This window comes from Streptomyces incarnatus (assembly GCF_001027185.1).
Taxonomy (GTDB): Bacteria; Actinomycetota; Actinomycetes; order Streptomycetales; family Streptomycetaceae; genus Streptomyces; species Streptomyces puniciscabiei.
The window spans coordinates 4,227,993-4,249,642 of sequence record NZ_CP011497.1; the positions used below are offsets into that span (position 1 = coordinate 4,227,993).

A 21,650-nucleotide genomic window follows, 5' to 3' on the forward strand; every position below is an offset into this window, starting at 1 on the left:
GACGATCTAGGCAAGCCTGAGGGCATTCCCCCAAGACCGCCGCGTCTTGCCGGAGGACCCAGGAAAGGAATCGATCACTATGCGTACCATCGCTGCTTTCTTCGCCGCCGCGCTCCTGACCGTGCTGGCAGCCCCCGTCGCCTCCGCGGGCGAGCACGGCAACGGAATCTGCGACAGCCACACGATCAGCAAGCTGTGCTGGTGACCTCCTTGTGAAAGGGGACAGGCCGTGGACCTCGGGTCCACGGCCTGTCCCCTTTCTGCGCGGGTCAGATACCGTTCGCGGACATCCCGTGCACCGCCGGGACCGTCCCCAGCCGGCCCTTCTGGAAGTCCTCGAAGGCCTGCATCAGCTCTTCCTTGGTGTTCATGACGAAGGGGCCGTAGTGCGCCATGGGCTCCCGTATGGGCTGTCCGCCCAGCACGACGACCTCCAGATCCGGGGTGTGGGAGTCCTGCTTCTCGTCCGCGCGGACGGTCAGCGCGGACCCGGCGCCGAACACCGCGGTCTGGCCGAGGTGGATCGGCCGCCGCTCCGCACCGACGCTGCCGCGCCCCGCGAGGACGTAGGCCAGGCCGTTGAAGTCCTCCCGCCAGGGCAGGGTGATCTCGGCGCCGGGGGCGAGCGTCGCGTGGACCATCGTGATCGGGGTGTGGGTGATGCCGGGGCCCTTGTGGCCGTCCAGTTCACCCGCGATGACGCGCAGCAGCGCACCGCCGTCCGGGGTCGTCAGCAGCTGGACGCTGCCGCCGCGGATGTCCTGGTAGCGCGGGGCCATCATCTTGTCCTTGGCCGGGAGGTTCACCCACAGCTGCAGGCCGTGGAAGAGGCCGCCGGACACGACGAGTGACTCGGGCGGGGCCTCTATGTGCAGCAGGCCGGAGCCCGCGGTCATCCACTGGGTGTCGCCGTTGGTGATGGTCCCGCCGCCGCCCTGGCTGTCCTGGTGGTCGAAGACGCCGTCGATGATGTAGGTGACGGTCTCGAAGCCGCGGTGCGGGTGCCAGGGAGTGCCCTTGGGCTCGCCCGGCGCGTACTCCACCTCGCCCATCTGGTCCATCATGATGAACGGGTCGAGGTGGCGGTAGTTGATCCCCGCGAACGCCCGGCGCACCGGGAAGCCCTCGCCCTCGTAACCGCTCGGAGCGGTCGAGACGGCCAGCACCGGACGCGCCACGGCGTCGGCGGGAGCGGTCACTCGGGGCAGCGTCAACGGGTTCTCGACGGTCACTGCAGGCATGGTGGGGACCTCCTTGTGCACTCAGTTTAGTTGAGCGTTGAACTTTATGCCACCCCTAACAGAACGAGCCCGGAGGACATTCCTCCGGGCTCCAGGGGACGGGCGCCACAGGCGCGGCAAGGGCGGCTAGCCGTACATCCGGCGCATCGCGAAGTCGACCATCTGCTCGACCGCCTTCGCGTCGAAGACCATCCGGTGCTCGCCCTCCATGTCCAGGACGAAGCCGTAGCCGGTCGGGAGGAGGTCGATGACCTCCGCCCCGGTGATCACGAAGTACTTGGACTCCTTGCCCGCGTACCGGCGCAGCTCCTTGAGCGAGGTGAACATCGGGATCACCGGCTGCTGGGTGTTGTGCAGGGCGAGGAAGCCGGGGGTGTCGCCGCGCGGGCAGTACACCTTCGACGTGGCGAAGATCTGCTGGAAGTCCTCGGCGGACATCTGGCCGGTGGTGAAGGCGCGCACCGCGTCCGCGAGGGAGGGCGGGGACGGCTCGGGATACAGCGGCGGCTGCTGCCCGTAGCCGCCGGCCATCGGCTGCTGGGGTGCGGCGTACTGCTGCTGAGCACCGACGTTCTGGTCGTAGCCGTACATGGGCGCAAGCGTACCGAGCGGCGGCGGCGCGGCGGCCCCGGGAGAATTTATGTAGCGATCGCTAGATAAAGTTGCTACGGTTTTCGGGTCGACCGCTACGGAACGCGACGACGACCGCTATCGACCGCTACGGACAGCGACTTCGGGGGTTCCTCATGCCCGGCAGCACCTCCCGCCCCGCCCTGCTCCTCGCGCACGGCGCCGGCGGGTCCGTCGACCGCAACTACGGCCCGGTGATGGACCGGCTGGCCGCGCGGTACACGGTGATCGGCGCCGACTATCCGGGCGCGGGCGGCATCCCGCGCGCCACCGGGCCGCTCGAACTGGACGGCCTGGCCGACCGGTTGACGGCCGCCGCCGACGCGGCGGGCGTCGAGCGGTTCGCCGTGTCCGGCTACTCGCTGGGCGGGGCGGTGGCGATACGGCTGGCCGCGCGGCATCCGGACCGGGTGACGGGGCTCGTGCTGACCGCGCCCTTCGCCCGCGCCGACGCGCAGGTACGGCTCACCGCGCGCGTGTGGCGCACGCTCGTCGCGTCGGGCGACCCCGGCACGCTGGGCCGTTTCCTGCTCGCCCACGCCCTGAGCCCGGCGGCACTGGAGGCGATGGCCCCTCAGGAGCTGGAGGCGGCGGTGAAGGAGACGGGGGCGGATGTGCCGGAAGGGACGCCGGAGCACGTGGAGCTGGTGGAGCGGCTGGACGTGACCGCGGACCTGGCCCGGATCGGCGTGCCTACGCTGGTCGTGTCACCGGTCGACGACCGGCTGGTCCCGCCCCGGCTGCACCGCGCGGTGGCGGCGGGCATCCCGGGGGCCCGGCTGGCGGAGATACCGGGCGGTCACCTGCCTTTCGCCGAACAGCCGGACCGGTGGGCGGCGCTGCTCAGCGATGGGGTCGAGTAGACGCTGCTCACACTCGAGCAAGTGGGGTTGCTTGTTATTACCGGCGGGTAGCATCATCGTAGCTACTTGTTGGTACGTGAACTAGGTGCGAGGAGTCAGTGCCTCGCCGATCCCTCTACGGAGCCGTCGCCATGGGGCACTACAAGTCGAATCTCCGCGACATCGAGTTCAACCTCTTCGAAGTACTGGGGCGCGACAAGGTGTACGGCACCGGCCCGTTCGAGGAGATGGACGTCGACACCGCCAAGAGCGTCCTGGAGGAGCTGACCCGCCTCTCCGAGAACGAGCTGGCCGAGTCCTTCGCCGACGCCGACCGCAACCCGCCGGTCTTCGACCCGGAGACCAACACCGCGCCGGTCCCGGCCTCCTTCAAGAAGAGCTACCAGGCCTTCATGGACTCGGAGTACTGGCGCCTCGGCCTGCCCGAGGAGATCGGCGGCACCACCTCCCCGCGCTCCCTGATCTGGGCCTACGCCGAGCTGATCCTGGGCGCCAACCCGGCCGTCTGGATGTACTCCTCGGGCCCGGCGTTCGCCGGCATCCTCTTCGAGGAGGGCAACGAGGTCCAGAAGCACATAGCGAAGATCGCCGTGGAGAAGCAGTGGGGCTCCACGATGGTGCTCACCGAGCCCGACGCGGGCTCCGACGTGGGCGCCGGACGCACCAAGGCGGTCCAGCAGGAGGACGGCTCCTGGCACATCGAGGGCGTGAAGCGCTTCATCACCTCCGGTGAGCACGACATGTCGGAGAACATCCTCCACTACGTGCTCGCGCGGCCGGAAGGTGCCGGTCCGGGCACCAAGGGGCTGTCCCTCTTCCTCGTCCCGAAGTACACCTTCGACTTCGAGACCGGCGAACTGGGCGAGCGCAACGGCGTCTACGCCACCAACGTCGAGCACAAGATGGGCCTGAAGGCCTCCAACACCTGCGAGATGACCTTCGGCGACCGGCACCCCGCCAAGGGCTGGCTGATCGGCGACAAGCACGACGGCATCCGCCAGATGTTCCGCATCATCGAGTTCGCCCGCATGATGGTCGGCACGAAGGCGATCTCCACGCTGTCCACCGGCTACCTGAACGCGCTGGAGTACGCCAAGGAGCGCGTCCAGGGCCCCGACCTCGCGCAGTTCATGGACAAGACCGCGCCCAAGGTCACCATCACCCACCACCCGGACGTGCGCCGCTCGCTGATCACGCAGAAGGCGTACGCGGAGGGCATGCGCGCCCTGGTGCTGTACACCGCCTCGATCCAGGACGCGATCCAGATCAAGGAGGCGGCCGGCGAGGACGCCTCCGCCGAGCACGCGCTGAACGACCTGCTGCTGCCCATCGTCAAGGGCTACGGCTCCGAGAAGGGCTACGAGCAGCTCGCCCAGTCGCTGCAGACCTTCGGCGGCTCCGGCTTCCTGCAGGAGTACCCGATCGAGCAGTACATCCGGGACTCCAAGATCGACACCCTGTACGAGGGCACCACGGCGATCCAGGGCCAGGACTTCTTCTTCCGGAAGATCGTCCGCAACCAGGGCGCCGCGCTGAACTCCCTCGCCGAGGACATCAAGAAGTTCCTGGAGCTCGGCACCGGCGGCGAGGGGCTGGCCGGCGCCCGTGAGCACCTGGCCAAGGCGGCCGTGGAGCTGGAGGCGATCGTCGGCCTGATGCTGACCGACCTCGCCGCCACCGAGCAGGACACCAAGAACATCTACAAGGTGGGCCTGAACACCACCCGCCTGCTCATGGCCTCCGGTGACGTCGTCGTCGGCTACCTGCTGCTCAAGGGCGCCGCGATCGCCGCCGAGAAGCTGGCCACGGCCTCCGCCAAGGACCAGGCCTTCTACACCGGCAAGATCGCCGCGGCGAAGTTCTTCGCGGCGAACGTCCTGCCGGGCGTCACCCTCGCCCGCAAGGTCGCCTCCGGCGTCGAGCTGGACCTGATGGAGCTGGACGAGGCCGCGTTCTAGAAGGTGGTTGCGGATTCCCTGTGCGGGCCCGCTCCCTTTCCGGGAGCGGGCCCGTGCACGTCGTTAAGGTGAACCCATGAGCGCAGCATCCCGCTTCGACCGCGGCCACACCGACGACCTCATGTCCTTCCTGGCGGCGAGCCCGTCGCCGTACCACGCCGTGGCGAACACCGCCGAACGGCTGGAGAAGGCGGGCTTCAGGCAGGTCGCCGAGACGGACGCCTGGGACTCCACGAGCGGCGGCAAGTACGTGCTGCGCGGCGGCGCGATCATCGCCTGGTACGTCCCCGAGGGCGCCGCGGCGCACACGCCGTTCCACATCGTCGGCGCCCACACCGACTCCCCGAACCTCAGGATCAAGCCGCGCCCGGACAGCGGGGCGCACGGCTGGCGCCAGGTCGCCGTCGAGATCTACGGCGGCCCGCTGATGAACTCCTGGCTGGACCGCGACCTGGGCCTGGCCGGCCGGCTGAGCCTCAGGGACGGCTCCTCGGTCCTGGTCAACGTGGACCGGCCGCTGCTGCGCGTGCCCCAGCTCGCCATCCACCTGGACCGCTCGGTCAGCACCGAGGGGCTCAAGCTGGACAAGCAGCGTCACCTGCAGCCGGTCTGGGGTCTCGGCGACGATGTGCGCGACGGCGATCTGATCGCCTTCCTGGAGCAGGAGGCGGGCCTCGCGGCCGGCTCGGTCACCGGCTGGGACCTGATGACGCATCCGGTGGAGGCCCCGGCCTACCTCGGCCGGGACCGGGACCTGGTCGCCGGTCCGCGCATGGACAACCTGCTGTCGGTGCACGCGGGCGCCGCCGCCCTGGCCGCCGTCGCGACCTCCGGCGCCCCGCTCACCCGTATCCCCGTGCTCGCCGCCTTCGACCACGAGGAGAACGGCTCGCAGTCGGACACCGGCGCGGACGGCCCGCTGCTCGGCGGCGTGCTGGAGCGCTCGGTCTTCGCGCGCGGCGGCTCGTACGAGGACCGGGCCCGGGCCTTCGCCGGCACGGTCTGCCTGTCCTCCGACACCGGCCACGCCGTCCACCCCAACTACGCCGAGCGGCACGACCCGACGCACCACCCCCGGGTCAACGGCGGCCCCATCCTCAAGGTCAACGTCAACAACCGCTACGCCACGGACGGTTCGGGCCGCGCGGTGTTCGCCGCCGCCTGCGAGAAGGCGAACGTGCCCTTCCAGTCGTTCGTCTCCAACAACTCCATGCCGTGCGGCACCACCATCGGCCCCATCACCGCCGCCCGCCACGGCATCCGCACGGTCGACATCGGCGTGGCGATCCTCTCCATGCACAGCGTGCGCGAACTGTGCGGCGCCGACGACCCGTTCCTGCTGGCGAACGCCCTGACGGCCTTTCTGGAGGGCTGACCGAGGACGGGCCGGGGACGAGCCGAGGGCTAGGCGCGACCGCCGCGGGTACCCGGACGGCACCGGAGATTCCGGAACCGAAAGGGGAGGCGACTTCTCATGGGGCTCGGAGGATGCATCATCCTCATCGCCGTGGGGGCCATCCTCACGTTCGCGACCGACTGGCACATGCACGGCGTCAACCTCACGGTCGTCGGCCTGATCCTGATGGCCGTGGGACTGATCGGCGTGGCGACCTTCAGCGGCATCGCCCGGCGCCGCCGCGTGGTGATGCCGCCGACGCCGGTGGTGGAGGAGGAACCCCATCACCACCACCGCCACAGCGTCGACGGCTACAGCGACGGTTACGGCATCTGACGTGCCGTGACGCCTACTGCTCGGCCATTCCCGCCAGGACGAGCGGCAGGCGGTCCGCCCCGCCCTCGGTGACACGGAGCGGGACGCCCCAGTCCTGCTGGTGGACATGGCAGGCGGGGTATGCGTTCGCGGTGTCGTCGTCGCAGCTCGCGGCCATCGCCGAGACGTGCAGTACGCCCTCCGTGACGGCCGGGTTCAGCTCCAGGTCCCGGCCCAGGTCGGTGTCCGCCCCCTCACCCTTGAGCAGCAGCTCGGGCGGGGTGGCGGAGACCAGCAGACGGGTCGAGGGGCCGTATCTGGTGTCCAGCTTCTGGCCCGCGGGGGCCTGGAAGACGACGTCCAGCCGGAGTCTGCCGGGGGCGACCTCGGTCGCCGCGCGCCGGGTGCGGTGGGCGACCGCCTCCACGCGCACCGCCTCCTCGGGCAGCCGCAGCCGGGTCAGCCGATGCCGGGCCGACTCCACCACCACGATGTCCTCGCCCACGAGCACGGCGTCGCTGGGCTCGCGCAGGTCGGTGGCCAGCGTGGTGACCTCGCCGGTCGCCGGGTCGTAACGGCGCAGGGCGTGGTTGTAGGTGTCGGCGACCGCCACCGAACCGTCCGGCAGGGCGGTGACACCCAGCGGGTGCTGGAACAGGGCCTGCCCTGCGGCGCCGTCGCGGTGGCCGAAGTCGAACAGGCCGGTGCCGACGGCCGTGTGGACATGCCCGTCCAGGTCCACCCAGCGCAGCGCGCTCGTCTCGGAGTCGGCGAGCCACAGCCGCTCGGCGGTGGCCGCGAGACCGGAGGGCTGCGCGAACCAGGCCTCGGCGCCGGGGCCGTCCACCAGGCCCTCGTTGGTGGTGCCCGCCGCCACGGCGACCGTGCCCGCGGCCGGGTCGTACGTCCACAGCTGGTGGACGCCCGCCATGGCGATCCACACCTTGCCGCCGAACACCGCCACGTCCCAGGGCGAGGAGAGGTCGACCTCGCGGGCCGGGCCGGAGGTGGCGGACCCCTGCCACCACTGCCTGCCGGTGCCGGCCAGGGTGGTCACCTCGCCGGTCCCCGGGTCGAGGCGGCGCAGGGCGTGGTTCACGGTGTCGGCCACCACCACCGAGCCGTCCGCCAGCAGGGCGAGGCCCTGCGGCTCGCTGAAAGCGGCCTCCTCGGGGCCGCCGTCGGCGAACCCGCGCATGCCGGAGCCGATGCGCCGTACGACGGTCTCGGCGTCCTCGTCCAGCTCCACCAGCTGGTGCCGGGTGGTGTCGCTGACCAGGACGTGCCCCGACTCGAGCAGCAGCGCCTTGCCGGGGAAGCGCAGGGTCGTCGGCTCCGGCTCCGGCGGCACGTACGGACCGTCGCCGCGGCGCAGGGTGCCCTTCGCCCCGTGCTCCGCCTCCAGCTCCTCGACCAGCCGCTCGATGGCGTGCGCGTGCCCCTCGCCCGCGTGCTGGGCGACGACGTACCCCTCCGGGTCGATCACGACCAGCGTCGGCCAGGCCCGCACCGCGTACTGCTTCCAGGTGGCCAGCTCCGGGTCGTCCAGCACCGGATGCTCCACGCCGTACCGCTCCACGGCGTCGACGACCGCCCGGTGCTCGGCCTCGTGCGCGAACTTCGGCGAGTGCACCCCGACGACCACCACCGTGTCCCGGTGCCTCTCCTCCAACTCACGCAGCTCGTCCAGGACGTGCAGGCAGTTGATGCAGCAAAAGGTCCAGAAGTCCAGGACCACGATGCGTCCGCGCAGGTCGGCGAGTGTGTACTGCTTCTCGCCCGTGTTCAGCCAGCCGCCCTTGCCGATCAGCTCGGGGGCACGTACACGGACGCGTCGGGATGCGGAGTCGGTCATGGCTCCAAGACTGCCACCCGGCTCCGACAGCCGTTCGGGCGCCTGTGGACAACCAACTTCAGGCGCCTGTGGACAACCAACGGGACGGTCAGGTCAGCGCGTGGCCCGTCGTGACGTCCACGTGGGCCGGGACCTCCTCGTGACGGTCGCCGACCGTGACGGTGCCGGCGGGCTCGAAGAGGAGGACCTCGGCGCGCTCGGGCGCGGACGGCTTGTGATAGGTGCCGCGCGGGACGGTGAACACCGAGCCCCTGGTCAGGACGACCGTGCGGGCCCCGGTCGGCTCGCGCAGGCCGAGGTGCACCTCGCCGTCCAGGACCAGGAAGAACTCGTCGGTGTTTTCGTGCACATGCCAGACGTGCTCGCCCTCGAACCTGGCGATGCGGACGTCGTAGTCGTTGACGGCGGCGACGATCCGGGGGCTCCAGCACTCGGTGAAGGAGGCGAACGCCTTGTCCAGGGCGAGGGGTTCCTTGGGCTCCATGGGTTCCATGCGGTCATCCTGCGGGTTCCGGTACGACCGGACGAGTGCTAGGAATCGCATATGCCGCAAGGATCCTCTCAGCCGCCGCACCGGGACGTGCCGCACGGGAGCGTGCCGCACCGGGTCGTCGTGATCGTGGACGAGGGCACCAACCCCTTCGAAGTGGGCGTCGCGACGGAGCTGTTCGGCCTGCCCAGACCCGAACTGGGCGTTCCCGGACCGCCGTACACGGTGACGCTGTGCACGCCCACCCCGCGGATCCGGATGAACCACGGCTTCTTCACCCTGACCGGCGTACCCGGCCTGGACGCGGTGGACGAGGCCGACACCCTCGTCGTACCGGGCCGCCCCGACAACGTCGTACCGCGCGGAGCCGACGTGCTGGACGCCATCCGGCGCACGCACGCGCGCGGGGCGCGCATCGTCAGCTTCTGCACCGGCAGCTTCGCCCTCGCCGAGGCCGGACTGCTCGACGGGCGCCGGGCCACCACCCACTGGATGTGGGCGGACGCCTTCCGGGACCTGCATCCCAAGGTGCTGCTGGAGCCGGACGTCCTCTTCGTGGACGAGGGCGACCTCCTCACCGCCGCCGGCAGCGCGGCCGCCCTCGACCTCGGGCTGCACCTCTGGCGCCGCGACCACGGCGCCGAACTCGCCGCCGCCGTCTCCCGGCGCCTGGTGTTCGCCGCGCACCGCGACGGCGGCCAGCGGCAGTTCGTGGAGCGCCCGGTGCCCGAGGTGCCCGACGAGTCGCTCGGTCCGCTGCTGGCCTGGGCGCAGGAGCGGCTGGGCGAACCGCTGACCGTGGCGGACCTCGCCGCCCGCGCGGCCGTCAGCCCCGCCACCCTGCACCGCCGCTTCCGCGCCCAGCTGGGCACCACCCCGCTGGCCTGGCTCACCGGGGAACGGGTGGCGCTGGCCTGCCGGCTGATCGAGCGGGGTGAGGAGCGCCTGGACGTCGTCGCGGCCCGCAGCGGCCTGGGTACGGCGGCCAACCTGCGGGCCCGGCTGCGCCGGGAGACCGGGCTCAGCCCGTCGGCGTACCGGAGACGGTTCGGTCCGGCCGCCCCGTGATGATCAACGCGCGGCGGGGAACGGTACCCGCATGAGACTCCTCGTACACGACCGGCTGCTCGGCATCGGCGACGACTACTGGATCGAGGACGAGCACGGCCGCAAGGTCTTCCTCGTCGACGGCAAGGCCATGCGGCTGCGGGACACCTTCCAGCTGAAGGACGCCCACGGGCGCGTGCTGATCGACATCCACCAGAAGATGTTCGCGCTGCGCGACACCATGGTGATCGAGCGGGACGGCGAGGGCCTGGCGACCATCAGGCGCAAACGGCTGTCACTGCTGCGCAACCACTACCGGGTGTCCCTGGTCGACGGCACCGATCTGGACGTCAGCGGCAGGATCCTCGACCACGAGTTCGCCGTCGAGTACGACGGCGAACTGCTGGCCGTGATCTCCCGCCGCTTCCTGTCCCTGCGCGACACCTACGGCGTCGACATCGTGCGCGAGGACGCGGACCCGGCCCTGCTGATCGCGGTGGCGGTGTGCGTGATCCATCTGGCGCAGAAGGAGCGGGAGGAGGACTGACGGCCTGGAAAGGGCCCGGGGCCCGCTAGCGGCGCGGTGGCTCCAGGCCCAGCACGCGGTCCTTCAGCGCCGGGAACTGCTCGCGGGTGGCCGCCACCCTCGCCGGGTCGAAGTCGACGGTGAGGACCTCCTCGCCGGAGCCCGCCTCCGCGAGCACCTCGCCCCAGGGATCCACCACGATCGAGTGACCCGCCTGCGGAACTCCCGCATGGGTCCCGGCCGTTCCACAGGCGAGCACGAACGCCTGGTTCTCCACCGCCCGCGCCTGAGCCAGCAGCGTCCAGTGCGCGCGTCGCCGCTCGGGCCAGCCCGCCGGGATCACCAGGGTCTCGGCGCCGGCGTCGACCAGCGACCGGAAGAGTTCGGGGAAACGGAGGTCGTAGCAGGTGGCCACGCCGAGCGTGGTCCCGGGCAGCCGGACCGTCACCAGGTCCCGCCCGGCGCCCATCAGTACGGCCTCGCCCTTGTCGAAGCCGAAGCGATGGATCTTGCGGTAGGCGGCGGAAAGCTCACCGGAGGGGGAGAAGACGAGAGAGGTGTTGTAGAGGGGCCCCTCAGGGTCGCGCTCGGGAATGGACCCCGCGTGCAGCCACACGCCCGCGTCGCTCGCCGCCTTGGCCATCGTCTCGTACGTCGGCCCTTCGAGCGGCTCGGCCTCCCGGCCGAACTCCTCGTAGGCGAAGGCTCCGATGGTCCACAGCTCGGGCAGGACCACCAGGTCGGCACCGGCCTGTTCGCGGACCAGCGCGGCCACCCGCTGCCGCCGGGAGTCGACCGATTCGTCCTCGTTCACGGCGATCTGGATCAGCGAGGCGCGCACACTACCACCGTCCTGGCATTCGAGTCGTCCACACGGGCCTACGATCGTCACACGAAAGCACTGCCGGGGTGCCTGCAAGCAGCGTAACTTGGGGGTCCCCCCGATTCGAGCGCAGCCGAGGATCGGGGGAGGCCCAGACACCCGCCGAAGTGCAGCCGCCGCCGGCAACGCCGCCACAACCTGCCCGTGTACCGACCGCCGAGGGGTCCCGTTCCGTGAGTCTGCATCCCACCCTCCAGCCCTACGCCGACGCCTGGACGCACTCCATCGAAGCGATATCCGAGATGGTCCAGCCGCTCGCGGAGGCCGAGTGGAACCGGCGGACCCCCTGCCCCGGCTGGTCGGTCCGGGACATCGTGTCGCACGTCATCGGCATGGACTGCGAGATGCTCGGCGACCCGCGCCCGATCCACTCCCTCCCGCGTGACCTCTTCCACGTCACCAACGAGCACCAGCGCTACATGGAGATGCAGGTCGACGTCCGCCGCCACCACACGGCGCCGGAGATGACGGCCGAGCTGGAGTACACGGTCATCCGCCGCAACCGCCAGCTGCGCACCGAGTCCCGCGACCCCGGCACCACGGTCCGCGGCCCGCTGGGCAGCGAGATCACGGTGGAACAGGCCTACCGCGCCCGCGCCTTCGACGTGTGGGTGCACGAGCAGGACCTGCGTACGGCCCTCGGCCGCCCCGGCAACCTGGACTCGCCGGGCGCGTACGTGGCCCGGGACGTGCTGCTGGAGGCACTCCCCAAGGTCGTCGCGAAGGACGCGGCCGCACCGCGCAGTTCGGCCGTCGTCCTCGACGTGCACGGCCCGGTGGAGTTCCTGCGCACCATCCGGGTCGACATCCAGGGCCGCGGCACCCTGGAGACCGCCCCGGCCCTCGGCCCCGCCGCCACCCTCACCCTCGACTGGGAGACCTACGTCCGCCTGGCCTGCGGCCGCGTGACGCCGGAGGCGGCCGCCGACAGGGTGAAGACGGAGGGCGACCCGGACCTGGCGGCGGCGATCCTGCGGAACTTCGCGGTGACGCCGTAGGTCGTGCCGTGACGGGAGGCCGCCGGCGGCGGGCACCCGAGCAGGTCGTCCAGCCTTTCAGCCGACTGGAAACGGGTGGTGCGCGCGTGGGAGAAGACGGCTAAGCCGCAGGCACGTGCACTGTCTCGACCCGGCTGGCAACCAGCCGCTCACGCTCACGCCGGGCAGCCCGCCCCCGCAGCCGCAGGATCTGGGAGACACCGAGCGCCTGCAGCACGAACACGGCGCTGAACGCCACCGCGTAGTCGTCCCCGGTGGCGTCCAGCAGCACCCCCACCGCGAACAACGTCGTCATCGAGGCGATGAATCCACCCATGTTGGTGATTCCCGACGCGGTCCCCTGTCGCTCGGGCGGGTTGGCCGGCCGCGCGAAGTCGAACCCGAGCATCGAGGCAGGACCGCACGCCCCCAGCACCGCGCACAACACCACCAGCAGCCACATCGGCGCACGCGCACCGGGATACGCCAGCACCGACGCCCACAGCAGCGCCGTCGCCCCGACCGTGCCCAGCGCCAGCGGCAGCCGGGCCGCGTGGTGCCGGGCGACGATCTGGCCGTACACCAGCCCGATCACCATGTTGGACAGCACGACCAGGGTGAGCAGTTCACCGGCCGTGGCCCTGCTCAGCCCCTGCGCCTCTACCAGGAACGGCAGGCCCCACAGCAGCAGGAACACCATCGCCGGGAACTGGGTGGTGAAGTGCACCCACAGGCCGAGGCGGGTGCCGGGCTCCCGCCAGGCCGCCGCGATCTGCCGGCGGACGTATGCGGCACCCTGGTGCGGCGCCGGCTCGGGCTCGTGTCCCTCGGGGTGGTCCTTCAGGAACAGCAGCGTCAGCACGAGGACGACGACACCCGCGAGCGCGCTGCCCGCGAAGGCGGGGGTCCAGCCGATGCCGTGCAGCAGCCGGGCGAGGACCAGCGTGGAGACCAGGTTGCCCGCCATGCCGACCAGCCCCGCGAGCTGCGCGACCAGCGGACCGCGCCGGGCCGGGAACCAGCGGGTGCCGAGCCGCAGCACGCTGATGAAGGTCATCGCGTCCCCGCAGCCCAGCAGGGCGCGGGAGGCGAGGGCGGTGCCGTACGACGGGGAGAAGGCGAAGCCCAGCTGCCCGGCCGTGAACAGCACGGCGCCGATGCTCAGCACCTTCTTGGTGCCGAGCCGGTCGACCAGCAGGCCGACGGGTATCTGCATGCCGGCGTAGACCAGCAGCTGGAGGATGGAGAACGTCGCCAGGGCGGACGCGTTCACATGGAAGCGGTCCGCCGCGTCCAGCCCCGCCACGCCCAGTGACGTACGGAAGATGACGGCGACGAAGTAGACGGCGACGCCTATGGACCACACGGTGACGGCACGCCGACCGCCCGGCGGATCACCCGGAAGGGTGACGTTCCGCGCCGGCGCGCTCATCGGACCTCACCTCGGGCGAGGTGCTCGAACCAGGTCACGTGCCGGTGCACGACCCTGACCGCCGCCTCCGCGTCGCCGGCGCGCAGCGCGTCCAGGATCTCCTCGTGCTCGGCCAGCGTCTTGGCGATCCGGTCGGGGTGGGAGTGCATGACGGCGACACCCATCCGCAGCTGCCGGTCGCGCAGCTGGTCGTAGAGGCGGGACAGGATCTCGTTGCCGCCGCTGCGCACGATCTCGGCGTGGAAGTTGCGGTCGGTCACCGCGGCCGCGGCCAGGTCACCGGCGGCGGCCTGCGCCTTCTGCAGCTGAAGCAGCTCGGTCAGCCGCTCGAGCAGGCCGGGCGGGGCGGGTACGGCCTTGCGGGCGGCGTGCTCCTCGACCAGCTGGCGGGTCTCCACCACGTCGGCGATCTCCTGCGCAGAGACCGGCAGGACCAGCGCGCCCTTCTTCGGGTAGAGCCGGATCAGGCCCTCGACCTCCAGCCGCAGCAGTGCCTCCCGCACGGGCGTGCGCGAGACCCCGACGGCCTCGGCCAGCTCGCCCTCGGTGAGCAGGGTGCCGCCCTCGTAGCGGCGGTCGAGGACGCCCTGCTTGACATGGGCGTACACGCGGTCGGCGGCGGGCGGTGGCTTGGGGTCTCGGCGGGCGGGCTGCTGGACGGCCGTCTTCATGCCCACAGGATAGATACAACACGTACGCAAGGAGCGGCGGCGTCCAGCATCCGGACGTGACGCACGTCGCGCGCGGCGACCGCACAACCTTCTGTGCTACTTACGTGTCTCACACGTGCGGCCCGCTGCTCTTGCCAGTTCAACTCGGCCGCATTCAGGGGCATTTACGACAATCGGGGTACATCACTTTGATTACCGGCATTAAGGGCACGCGCAGCACGCACCTCCGCAGAGCCGCCGCCGTCGCCGTCACCTCCGGCGCGCTGCTCGCCACCGGTGCCCTCACCGCGGCGCCCGCTCAGGCGGTCACGACGCCCTCCATCGTGGCCAAGGGCGGCTACGTGATGAACAACGCGAGCGGTTCGACGCTCTACACCAAGGCGGCGGACACCCGGCGCTCCACCGGCTCCACCACCAAGATCATGACCGCCAAGGTCGTGCTCGCGCAGTCGAACCTCAACCTCGACAAGAAGGTGACGATCCAGAAGGCGTACAGCGACTACGTCGTCAAGAACAACGCCTCCCAGGCGCACCTGATCGTCGGCGACAAGGTCACAGTCCGCCAGCTGCTGTACGGCCTGATGCTGCCGTCCGGCTGCGACGCCGCCTACGCGCTCGCCGACACCTACGGCTCGGGCTCCACCCGTGCCGCGCGCGTGAGCAACTTCATCGGCAAGATGAACGCCGCCGCGAAGAGCCTGCACCTGACGAACACGCACTTCGACTCCTTCGACGGCATCGGCAACGGCAACAACTACTCGACGCCGCGCGACCTCACGAAGATCGCCAGCAGTGCGATGAGCAACTCCACGTTCCGCGCGATCGTCAAGACGAAGTCGTACACCGCGAAGACGATCACCAAGACGGGCAGCACCCGCACGATGGCCCCGTGGACCAACACCAACGGGCTGCTGAGCAGCTACAGCGGCACCATCGGTGTGAAGACGGGCTCCGGCCCGGAGGCCGGCTACTGCCTGGTCTTCGCCGCCACCCGCAACGGCAAGACGGTCATCGGCACCGTCCTGTCCTCCACCTCCATCCCCCAGCGTGAGTCGGACGCCAAGAAGCTCATGGACTACGGCTTCGCCAAGCTCGGCTGACACCCTCCAGGCACCCACGGGCCCGTCGCGACCAGCGGCGGGCCCGTTCTGCTGCCCCCCTACCGCATGAAGCTGATGGTGCTAATCTCATTGGCACCATGCTGCTGCATCTGGACACGACCGACACTCGCCCTCTGCACGAGCAGGTCGCGGCGGCGGTCCGGCGGGCCATCGCCGAGGGCGAGTGCCGCGCCGGCGACCGGCTGCCCTCCGCCCGCGATCTCTCCACGGCCCTGGACATCAACGTCAACACCGTCCTGCGTGGCCTGCGCCAACTGCGGGACGAGGGCCTGCTGGAGTTCCGCCGGGGCCGGGGGATCACCGTCGCCGAGGGCGCGGCCCGGCGCTCCGGACTGCAGATCAGGGTGCGGGAGCTGGTCGCGGAGGCATCCCGGCTCGGCTACACCCGCACCGACCTCATCGAGATGATCCGGGGGACGACGACATGACCGACGGGGAAGAACGGGACGGAGACGACCGGGAGGGAGACGACCGGGTACGGGGCGACCGGGACCCGGGCGGGCACGACGGGGACGGGCACGACCGGGCCCGGCAGGACCGGGACCCGGGCGGGCGCGATCGGGAGGACCCGGGCGGGCGCGATCGGACAGGCGCCCGGGGGCGGGTCGCGCGCTGGGGGCTCACCGGGTGCACGGTGGCCGTGGCCGCGCTGCTCGCGGGCCTGCCCTGGGCCGCGCGGGACCGGCTGCCCGACCGGCTGGCGACCCACTGGAGCGGAGGTGCCGCCCCCGACAGCTCGATGCCGCTGTGGGAGGCCTCCCTGTTCCCGGCCGGCCTCTGGCTGCTGATCGCCCTCGTACTGAGCGTGCGATGGCGCCGTTCCTGGCCGGTCGCACGCCCCTGGCGGGCGATCGCGCTGGCACCCACCGCGGCGGTACTCGTCGGTGCGCAGGCCTGCGTCGTCCGCGCCAACCTCGACCGCACCGACTGGCGCGAGGCCCGCGACCCGGCTCTCGCCGTCGTGCTCGTCCTGGCCCTGGCGGCGCTCGCCGGCGTGGTGGCCTGGTGGCTGACCACCCGCACCGCCTCCACCACGCCGCCCGCCCCGACCCCCGCACTGGACCTGCCCGAGGGCGAGCGGCTGGTGTGGTTCTCCCGCGCGGCCAACCCCTGGCTGCAGCTGCTCGCGGCGCTGACCGGCCTGACCGCCGTCGGCGCCCTGGTGGCACTGATCGCCGGCCTGTCGGGCCCCGCCGTACTGCTCCCGGTGTGCGTCATCTGCGCCATCGCCTCTCTCGCCGGTGCCCTCTTCTCCTCGGTCCAGGCGAAGGTGTCGGAATCGGGCCTGAAGGTGTCCTTCGGTCCGCTCGGCTGGCCCGCCCGCCACTGGCCGCCGGCCGCCATCGAGTCCGCCCGCGCGGAGCGCCGGCAGCCCTCCCAGGTCGGCGGCTGGGGCTACCGCCTCAGCGGCCTCGGCACGACAGTGATGCTCCGCGCCGGCGACTGCCTGGTCGTACGCCCCCGAGGCCGCCGTACGGACTTCGCCGTGAGCGTGGACGACGCCGAGCGCGGCGCGGCCCTGCTGAACGCGCTGCGGCGGCGGGACTGAGCGGACCACGGACATCGAGAACCTCCAAGGCGTCGAGTCAAAGGCGTCGAAGGAGAGGACGACGGCCGGGCGTCGCCCTGGGGCACGGCCGCCGCGCCGGTCCGGGCCGCACAGGGCGGGGACGCCCTCGCCATGGACGCTCGTCCTTCGGCAGTGGACGGTCGGTGTGCGGTGCCATACCTGCCCCTCTCGGGCCGGTGCGGTCCCCCGTCGGGCCCGCGTCGCCGGGTCAGGAGTCGGCGTCAGCGCGAAAGGTTCCCTCCGTTCTGCCTCTTGTCGTCAGCGCGAGAGGCAAGCTGGTCGTAGGTCCTGAAGGTGTACGAGGCGTCGTACGAGAGCAGGTTGCCTTCGGTCGCCGGCAGGCCGAGGCGCCGGTTGAGAGCTCCGGTGAGCGGCCCGCAGTGTTCGGCGGCCGGGGCGGTGAAGGTGTCGTCGTAGGCGGAGAACTCGATCACCGGAGGGTCCTGGGAGACCCACTTGGAGGGGCCGGAGCGCTTCAGCTGGAAGTCGACGGGAGCGTCCGCGCCTATGGTGCAGCTGTGCGGCACCAGTGGGCCGAGGAGCCGGAAACGCAGGCTGAACTGCCCGGTGTAGAAGTCGGACCGGCCGCCGTACTCCGGCTGTATCGCCAGCCCCAGGACGGCCGCGCGATCGCCCCCGGGCGTGCCGGTCAGTCCTCCCGGTACGGCGGTGGGGGAGCTGTGCATCGCACCCCACACCTGGCCGTTGCTGCCGTCCGGCATCGGGCCTTCGGCGTGCGTCATGGTGATCGGGGCGAGGCTCACCGTGACCTTGCCGAGGGTCAACCGCGGGGCGGCCGAGTGCACTTCGCATCTCCATCGGGCCGGCTCGACGCCGTCGGGCAGTGCCGGGCAGTCACCGAAGTCGGTCGCGGATGCGGCGGAGACGCGAGGCGCCGAGTAGGCGGCACCCGGTGCGCCCACCACCGCCGTACCGGCGAGGACGGCGGCGGCGCCCGCGAGTGCGGCGGCACGACGGGCGGGGGAGGTGGCACGACGAACGGTGGAGGGGGGACGGGCGGGGGAGGCGGGACCGGGGCGAGGAGCGGCGGTTTTCGTCATGGCACCAGCGTGCCGCCGTGGCCACTCCCTCACCATCCGTGACGTCACCCACCCGACCCTGAGCCGCCCCTGATACAACGTCAGGGACTGGGGCGGGCCCACCCGCCCAGACCTGTACGTCTTCAGCCGAGCCCGGGAATCCGGATCCGCCGGACTTCGTCCACCTTCAGGGCCCTGGCCAGCAGCAGATAGACGACGGCGAGGGCGAGCGTGCCGACGATGGTCGTCAGGGCCGTCCCCGCCGTACCGTACCCCAGCACCCCGGCGCAGCCCCGCGCCGCGGCCCAGCCGGCCACCCCCGCGGCGCCCGCGGCGCACAGCAGCCTGGCATAGGTGCCGCGCAGGGTGCCGTCGTCCAGCCGGCCGCCGGTGCGGCGGGCCAGCAGCCGTGCGGTGAGGAGGAGCCCGGCGAAGTAGGAGACGGTGTAGGCACCGGCCATGCCGGTGACCGCCCACCGCGCGGGCAGCAGCAGATGGCAGGCGGTGGCGAGCGCGATGTTGACGGCCCCGATCCACACGGCCATGAAGAACGGCGTACGGGTGTCGTCGAAGGCGTAGAAGCCGCGCAGCAACAGGTACTGCGCGGAGAACGGGATCAGCCCGAGCCCGAAGGCCTGGAGCATGTGCCCCAGGGGCTGGGCCGTGGCGGCGTCGGTGGCGCCGTGGGCGAAGAGGAGGACGGCGATGTCCGGTCCGAGCACGGTGAACAGGACGGCGGCCGGCACGATGACGACCCCGCTGACCCGCAGCGCCCGGGACAGATCGGCCCGCAGGTCACCGGTCCTGCCCTCGGCCGCCGCCTTGCTCATGCGTGGCAGCAGCGCCGTGACCAGGGAGACGGTGACGACGGACTGGGGCAGCATCCAGATGGTCTGCGCGTAGCTGTAGGCGGTGTACCCGACGCCCGCCTTCGAAAGCTCCATGTCGGCGGCGTTGGCATAGCGGGTGACGACGGTGAGGGCGACCAGGTTGGTCAGCACGAACAACAGCGTCCACTTCGCGGCGTGGACCCCGGAACCGAGCCCCGCGCCGCGCCAGTCGAACCGGGGCCGGAAGCGGAAGCCGGCGGCCCGGGCGAAGGGGACGAGCGCGACGGCCTGTACGGCGATCCCGAGGGTCGTACCGATTCCGAGCCAGCGGACCTGGGCGTCGGTGATATCGGTGACGTCGGTGACGGAGCGGGAGCCGGTCATCATCCCGAGGTAGACGCCGAACATCGCCACCAGGACGACGTTGTTGAGCACCGGCGTCCACATCATGGCGCCGAACCTCTCGCGGGCGTTCAGCACTTGGCCCATGATGGCGAACAGGCCGTAGAAGAAGATCTGCGGAAGCAGGAACCGGGCGAAGACGACGGTCAGCCGGAACGCCGCGTGCTCCTGGGGCGTATCCCTCATGTACAGGCTCACGATCTCCGGCGCCGCCCACACGGCGAGCACGGTCCCGACGGCCAGCACGCTGACGACGAGGGTGACGAGCCGCTGCTCGTACGCCCGCCCACCGTCGGCATGGGTGGCCCGCGCCCGCACCAGCTGCGGCACCAGCACGGCGTTCAGCGCGCCGCCGATCAGCAGGGTGTACAGGCTGGTCGGCACGATGTTGGCAGTGTTGTACGTGGTCGCGAGCAGCCCTGGCCCGAGCGCGGCCCCCTGCAGAACCTGCCGGATCAGCCCACTGGCCCGCGACACGACGGTGCCACCGGCCATGAGCACAGAGGCCCGCCCCGCCCCCGCCTCCGCCTTGGGTTTCGCGTGCCGGGCTGTGGTCTTCTCCCCCGTTACCATGCGGTAAATCTACGGCAGTTGGGGTCAGCGGCTGCCATCAAACGATTCGGGGACACAGCAGCACCTCCCCCAGGCGAACCCCGCGTACCGGGCCGCAGGCGGGTGCGGTGCTGAAGGGAGCTGAAATGGGCGGCCGTGATGCTGAGTTGCCCCAGCTGATGGCGCGGCTCGCGCACCGCCAACGCGTGTACGTCCGGTCAGGCCGGATTCCGTCTACGCCCGGCGGCCTGGACGGGCTTCGGGCCGCTGTCGCCGCCGAAGCGCACGTCGTCATCCGGATGTTGTGGAAGGACTGGGAGCAGTGGGCCAGCGACCGGAGCGGGCCGGCCTCCGCTCAGCAGGTCGAGGAGGCACTGGAAGCGCTCACCGCGGAGAGGGCGGTGGAACTCATGGCCTGGCTGGCCGCACAGTGCCTGGTGTGGCCCGGGGCCAGCTTCATGGCACGGTGCGAAGCGGATGCCGTCGCCCGCCGCGTGGGTCAGCTTCTCGGGCCTGATGCCCACTGGTGGTCCACCTTCGACCCGGAACTCGAAGGCTGCGTGAGCTGCGTCTCGGCCTGCACCTTCGACGGCCTCGTCACCGGCACCGACGGCCGACGGTTCGTCGTGCTGATCCAGGTCGGCGAGGACTGACCGCCGTTCACATGTCCGCAGTTTCCGGCAGACTTCACCCTCAATCGTGAAACTCCCGCTTGCAGCTGGCATATTCGATTTCCTCCGCTCTACGTTCCGCAGCGGAGGTGGTTCACATGAGCGAACCCAGCAAGCGATCCGACTCGTCCGAGCGGCACGAGGCGATCGACATCAGCGACTTCGTGTACGCGGCGACGGGAGCCCGCCTGCGCAGGCTGACCATGCCGGACGGGAGCCATTGGTTTCCGGCGGTGGATGTGTGCAAGGAACTCGGGCACACGAACCCGCAAAAAGCACTCTCCGACCATGTGCCGGCCGACCATCGAGAGTCTCTCGAGACCCTAACTGGAGGTTATGGTCTGAGTGTTCCCGCAGGTAGGGAGTGGCGGCGAGACCTGAATGTCATCTCTCTGCAGGGTCTCATCCTCCTCGTCAACGCCTGCACCAAGCCAGCCTGCGCTCCCTTCAAGCAGTGGGCCGCCGAGGTGATCGAGACCATTCAGCGAGACGGTTCCTACACCCTGGAAGAAGCCGAGGTGCAGCCCCTCGAGCCGGGCGCCCCGATCGCCTACGCCATGCCCGAGCAGGTCGCCGAGGCCATCGTCCGCCTGGAGGCGCACAACCTCCAGCTGGACGAGGAGCTGGCGAACGGGCAGCGCAAGTCGATCGAGCTGCAGCAGGAAACGCTGGACGTACAGCGGGAAACCTTGGCCCTGCAGAAGGAGTCGCTGACTCTGCAACGGGAGATGCTGGCCACGCAGAAGGCCACCCTCGCCGTGCAGCAGGCCATGGTCCGGGCGATGGAACGGATCGCTGACCGGCTCGACGCCCTGGTGCTGGGCCCCCGGATGTCTGCCGCGCACGCCGGTGTGCTGCCCACCACGGAATCCGTACTGGCCGACTGGCGGCAGCGTCTCTCGGTCACGGCGGACGTGTGGGCCGTAGCCGTCGTCATCGCGCCCGTCCTCGTGGAGAAGGGTGAGCTGCGGGAGCCGCTCGAATCCCTTGCCGCCCGTACGGGGCTCTCCGTGCACCGCGTCAACGAATGTCTGCGCCTGCTGCGCAAGCACGCCTGCATCCGCTCCCGAGGCGGAGCGGAAGACGGGGCGCCCGTGTACGTGCTCAGCAAGGCCTGACAATCCGGCCTGAAAGAAGAGGGGGCGGCCGCAAGTCGAGTTTGCGGCCGTCCCCTCAACTC

At 70.9% G+C, this 21,650-nt stretch carries 22 protein-coding genes; 13 read left to right on the top strand and 9 right to left on the bottom strand.

Annotated features, from left to right (window positions below):
• Positions 1-79: 79 nt before the first annotated feature.
• On the top strand, positions 80-205 hold the full coding sequence (locus ABB07_RS41540; RefSeq protein ID WP_267888674.1) for a hypothetical protein: 126 nt from the start codon (positions 80-82) through the stop codon (positions 203-205).
• Positions 206-269: 64 nt separating this feature from the next.
• Here the strand turns inward: ABB07_RS41540 and ABB07_RS18890 are convergent, their stop codons facing one another.
• Both ABB07_RS18890 and ABB07_RS18895 read right to left on the bottom strand, forming a co-directional pair.
• Entirely contained in the window at positions 270-1,241 is a 972-nt protein-coding gene (locus ABB07_RS18890) for a pirin family protein (RefSeq protein ID WP_208899814.1), read from the bottom strand.
• A gap of 126 nt (positions 1,242-1,367) precedes the next feature.
• Complete coding sequence (locus ABB07_RS18895; protein ID WP_031172737.1) at positions 1,368-1,832, bottom strand: SseB family protein; 465 nt, start codon at positions 1,830-1,832, stop codon at positions 1,368-1,370.
• A 155-nt stretch (positions 1,833-1,987) separates the two neighbouring features.
• Between ABB07_RS18895 and ABB07_RS18900 the strand changes: the two genes are divergently transcribed.
• The 4 genes from ABB07_RS18900 to ABB07_RS18915 all read left to right on the top strand — a co-directional run bounded on the left by ABB07_RS18900 (position 1,988) and on the right by ABB07_RS18915 (position 6,424).
• Positions 1,988-2,734, top strand: a complete 747-nt coding sequence (locus tag ABB07_RS18900; protein ID WP_208899815.1) for an alpha/beta fold hydrolase — start codon at positions 1,988-1,990, stop codon at positions 2,732-2,734.
• A gap of 131 nt (positions 2,735-2,865) precedes the next feature.
• Positions 2,866-4,692, top strand: coding sequence for an acyl-CoA dehydrogenase (locus ABB07_RS18905; protein WP_208903513.1), 1,827 nt, complete (start codon positions 2,866-2,868; stop codon positions 4,690-4,692).
• A gap of 76 nt (positions 4,693-4,768) precedes the next feature.
• Complete coding sequence (locus ABB07_RS18910; protein WP_208899816.1) at positions 4,769-6,067, top strand: M18 family aminopeptidase; 1,299 nt, start codon at positions 4,769-4,771, stop codon at positions 6,065-6,067.
• 99 nt (positions 6,068-6,166) lie between these two features.
• The gene (locus ABB07_RS18915; protein WP_208899817.1) at positions 6,167-6,424 is read left to right on the top strand and encodes a DUF6458 family protein; all 258 of its coding nucleotides are present in this window, start codon (positions 6,167-6,169) and stop codon (positions 6,422-6,424) included.
• Positions 6,425-6,437: 13 nt separating this feature from the next.
• On the opposite strand, the gene ABB07_RS18920 is transcribed toward ABB07_RS18915, so the two are convergent.
• Positions 6,438-8,258, bottom strand: coding sequence for a thioredoxin-like domain-containing protein (locus ABB07_RS18920; RefSeq protein WP_208899818.1), 1,821 nt, complete (start codon positions 8,256-8,258; stop codon positions 6,438-6,440).
• An 88-nt stretch (positions 8,259-8,346) separates the two neighbouring features.
• Positions 8,347-8,751, bottom strand: a complete 405-nt coding sequence (locus ABB07_RS18925; RefSeq protein ID WP_244189422.1) for a cupin domain-containing protein — start codon at positions 8,749-8,751, stop codon at positions 8,347-8,349.
• A gap of 51 nt (positions 8,752-8,802) precedes the next feature.
• Between ABB07_RS18925 and ABB07_RS18930 the strand changes: the two genes are divergently transcribed.
• Positions 8,803-9,816: a GlxA family transcriptional regulator gene (locus tag ABB07_RS18930; protein WP_208899820.1), complete on the top strand. Its 1,014-nt coding sequence runs from the start codon at positions 8,803-8,805 to the stop codon at positions 9,814-9,816.
• 31 nt (positions 9,817-9,847) lie between these two features.
• Complete coding sequence (locus ABB07_RS18935; protein WP_208899821.1) at positions 9,848-10,342, top strand: LURP-one-related/scramblase family protein; 495 nt, start codon at positions 9,848-9,850, stop codon at positions 10,340-10,342.
• Positions 10,343-10,367: 25 nt separating this feature from the next.
• On the opposite strand, the gene ABB07_RS18940 is transcribed toward ABB07_RS18935, so the two are convergent.
• Positions 10,368-11,162 carry a carbon-nitrogen family hydrolase gene (locus ABB07_RS18940; RefSeq protein ID WP_208899822.1) on the bottom strand — a complete coding sequence of 265 codons (795 nt, stop codon included), beginning with the start codon at positions 11,160-11,162 and terminating at the stop codon, positions 10,368-10,370.
• A 215-nt stretch (positions 11,163-11,377) separates the two neighbouring features.
• Here ABB07_RS18940 and ABB07_RS18945 point away from each other — a divergent pair, with 215 nt between their 5' ends.
• Positions 11,378-12,202, top strand: coding sequence for a maleylpyruvate isomerase family mycothiol-dependent enzyme (locus tag ABB07_RS18945; protein WP_208899823.1), 825 nt, complete (start codon positions 11,378-11,380; stop codon positions 12,200-12,202).
• A 100-nt stretch (positions 12,203-12,302) separates the two neighbouring features.
• Here the strand turns inward: ABB07_RS18945 and ABB07_RS18950 are convergent, their stop codons facing one another.
• Both ABB07_RS18950 and ABB07_RS18955 read right to left on the bottom strand, forming a co-directional pair.
• Positions 12,303-13,613 carry an MFS transporter gene (locus ABB07_RS18950; protein WP_208899824.1) on the bottom strand — a complete coding sequence of 437 codons (1,311 nt, stop codon included), beginning with the start codon at positions 13,611-13,613 and terminating at the stop codon, positions 12,303-12,305.
• Positions 13,610-14,284, bottom strand: a complete 675-nt coding sequence (locus tag ABB07_RS18955; protein WP_208899825.1) for a GntR family transcriptional regulator — start codon at positions 14,282-14,284, stop codon at positions 13,610-13,612. The genes ABB07_RS18950 and ABB07_RS18955 overlap by 4 nt, the downstream gene beginning before the upstream one ends.
• Before the next feature lie 188 nt (positions 14,285-14,472).
• On the opposite strand from ABB07_RS18955, the gene ABB07_RS18960 reads away from it, so the two are divergent.
• The 3 genes from ABB07_RS18960 (at position 14,473) to ABB07_RS18970 (ending at position 16,954) form a co-directional block, all read left to right on the top strand.
• Positions 14,473-15,384, top strand: a complete 912-nt coding sequence (locus ABB07_RS18960; RefSeq protein WP_208899826.1) for a D-alanyl-D-alanine carboxypeptidase family protein — start codon at positions 14,473-14,475, stop codon at positions 15,382-15,384.
• A 98-nt stretch (positions 15,385-15,482) separates the two neighbouring features.
• Complete coding sequence (locus ABB07_RS18965) at positions 15,483-15,833, top strand: GntR family transcriptional regulator (protein WP_208899827.1); 351 nt, start codon at positions 15,483-15,485, stop codon at positions 15,831-15,833.
• The gene (locus tag ABB07_RS18970) at positions 15,830-16,954 is read left to right on the top strand and encodes a DUF1648 domain-containing protein (RefSeq protein WP_244189423.1); all 1,125 of its coding nucleotides are present in this window, start codon (positions 15,830-15,832) and stop codon (positions 16,952-16,954) included. The genes ABB07_RS18965 and ABB07_RS18970 overlap by 4 nt, the downstream gene beginning before the upstream one ends.
• A gap of 242 nt (positions 16,955-17,196) precedes the next feature.
• On the opposite strand, the gene ABB07_RS18975 is transcribed toward ABB07_RS18970, so the two are convergent.
• Entirely contained in the window at positions 17,197-18,036 is an 840-nt protein-coding gene (locus tag ABB07_RS18975) for a hypothetical protein (RefSeq protein WP_244189424.1), read from the bottom strand.
• A gap of 122 nt (positions 18,037-18,158) precedes the next feature.
• Positions 18,159-19,820 (bottom strand): murein biosynthesis integral membrane protein MurJ, encoded by a 1,662-nt coding sequence (murJ, locus tag ABB07_RS18980; protein WP_244189425.1) that lies wholly within the window; start codon positions 19,818-19,820, stop codon positions 18,159-18,161.
• 125 nt (positions 19,821-19,945) lie between these two features.
• Between murJ and ABB07_RS18985 the strand changes: the two genes are divergently transcribed.
• On the top strand, positions 19,946-20,452 hold the full coding sequence (locus ABB07_RS18985; RefSeq protein ID WP_208899828.1) for a hypothetical protein: 507 nt from the start codon (positions 19,946-19,948) through the stop codon (positions 20,450-20,452).
• Positions 20,453-20,568: 116 nt separating this feature from the next.
• Positions 20,569-21,588: a BRO-N domain-containing protein gene (locus tag ABB07_RS18990; RefSeq protein ID WP_208899829.1), complete on the top strand. Its 1,020-nt coding sequence runs from the start codon at positions 20,569-20,571 to the stop codon at positions 21,586-21,588.
• Positions 21,589-21,650: the final 62 nt, after the last annotated feature.

Excerpts from the sequence above, each read along its gene's own strand:
- ABB07_RS41540 (WP_267888674.1), top strand. The coding sequence starts at position 80 with ATGCGTACCATCGCTGCTTTCTTCGCCGCCGCGCTCCTGACCGTGCTG.
- ABB07_RS18890 (WP_208899814.1), bottom strand. The coding sequence starts at position 1,241 with ATGCCTGCAGTGACCGTCGAGAACCCGTTGACGCTGCCCCGAGTGACC.
- ABB07_RS18895 (WP_031172737.1), bottom strand. The coding sequence starts at position 1,832 with ATGTACGGCTACGACCAGAACGTCGGTGCTCAGCAGCAGTACGCCGCA.
- ABB07_RS18900 (WP_208899815.1), top strand. The coding sequence starts at position 1,988 with ATGCCCGGCAGCACCTCCCGCCCCGCCCTGCTCCTCGCGCACGGCGCC.
- ABB07_RS18905 (WP_208903513.1), top strand. The coding sequence starts at position 2,866 with ATGGGGCACTACAAGTCGAATCTCCGCGACATCGAGTTCAACCTCTTC.
- ABB07_RS18910 (WP_208899816.1), top strand. The coding sequence starts at position 4,769 with ATGAGCGCAGCATCCCGCTTCGACCGCGGCCACACCGACGACCTCATG.
- ABB07_RS18915 (WP_208899817.1), top strand. The coding sequence starts at position 6,167 with ATGGGGCTCGGAGGATGCATCATCCTCATCGCCGTGGGGGCCATCCTC.
- ABB07_RS18920 (WP_208899818.1), bottom strand. The coding sequence starts at position 8,258 with ATGACCGACTCCGCATCCCGACGCGTCCGTGTACGTGCCCCCGAGCTG.
- ABB07_RS18925 (WP_244189422.1), bottom strand. The coding sequence starts at position 8,751 with ATGGAACCCATGGAGCCCAAGGAACCCCTCGCCCTGGACAAGGCGTTC.
- ABB07_RS18930 (WP_208899820.1), top strand. The coding sequence starts at position 8,803 with ATGCCGCAAGGATCCTCTCAGCCGCCGCACCGGGACGTGCCGCACGGG.
- ABB07_RS18935 (WP_208899821.1), top strand. The coding sequence starts at position 9,848 with ATGAGACTCCTCGTACACGACCGGCTGCTCGGCATCGGCGACGACTAC.
- ABB07_RS18950 (WP_208899824.1), bottom strand. The coding sequence starts at position 13,613 with ATGAGCGCGCCGGCGCGGAACGTCACCCTTCCGGGTGATCCGCCGGGC.
- ABB07_RS18955 (WP_208899825.1), bottom strand. The coding sequence starts at position 14,284 with ATGAAGACGGCCGTCCAGCAGCCCGCCCGCCGAGACCCCAAGCCACCG.
- ABB07_RS18965 (WP_208899827.1), top strand. The coding sequence starts at position 15,483 with ATGCTGCTGCATCTGGACACGACCGACACTCGCCCTCTGCACGAGCAG.
- ABB07_RS18970 (WP_244189423.1), top strand. The coding sequence starts at position 15,830 with ATGACCGACGGGGAAGAACGGGACGGAGACGACCGGGAGGGAGACGAC.
- ABB07_RS18975 (WP_244189424.1), bottom strand. The coding sequence starts at position 18,036 with ATGACGAAAACCGCCGCTCCTCGCCCCGGTCCCGCCTCCCCCGCCCGT.
- murJ (WP_244189425.1), bottom strand. The coding sequence starts at position 19,820 with ATGGTAACGGGGGAGAAGACCACAGCCCGGCACGCGAAACCCAAGGCG.
- ABB07_RS18985 (WP_208899828.1), top strand. The coding sequence starts at position 19,946 with ATGGGCGGCCGTGATGCTGAGTTGCCCCAGCTGATGGCGCGGCTCGCG.
- ABB07_RS18990 (WP_208899829.1), top strand. The coding sequence starts at position 20,569 with ATGAGCGAACCCAGCAAGCGATCCGACTCGTCCGAGCGGCACGAGGCG.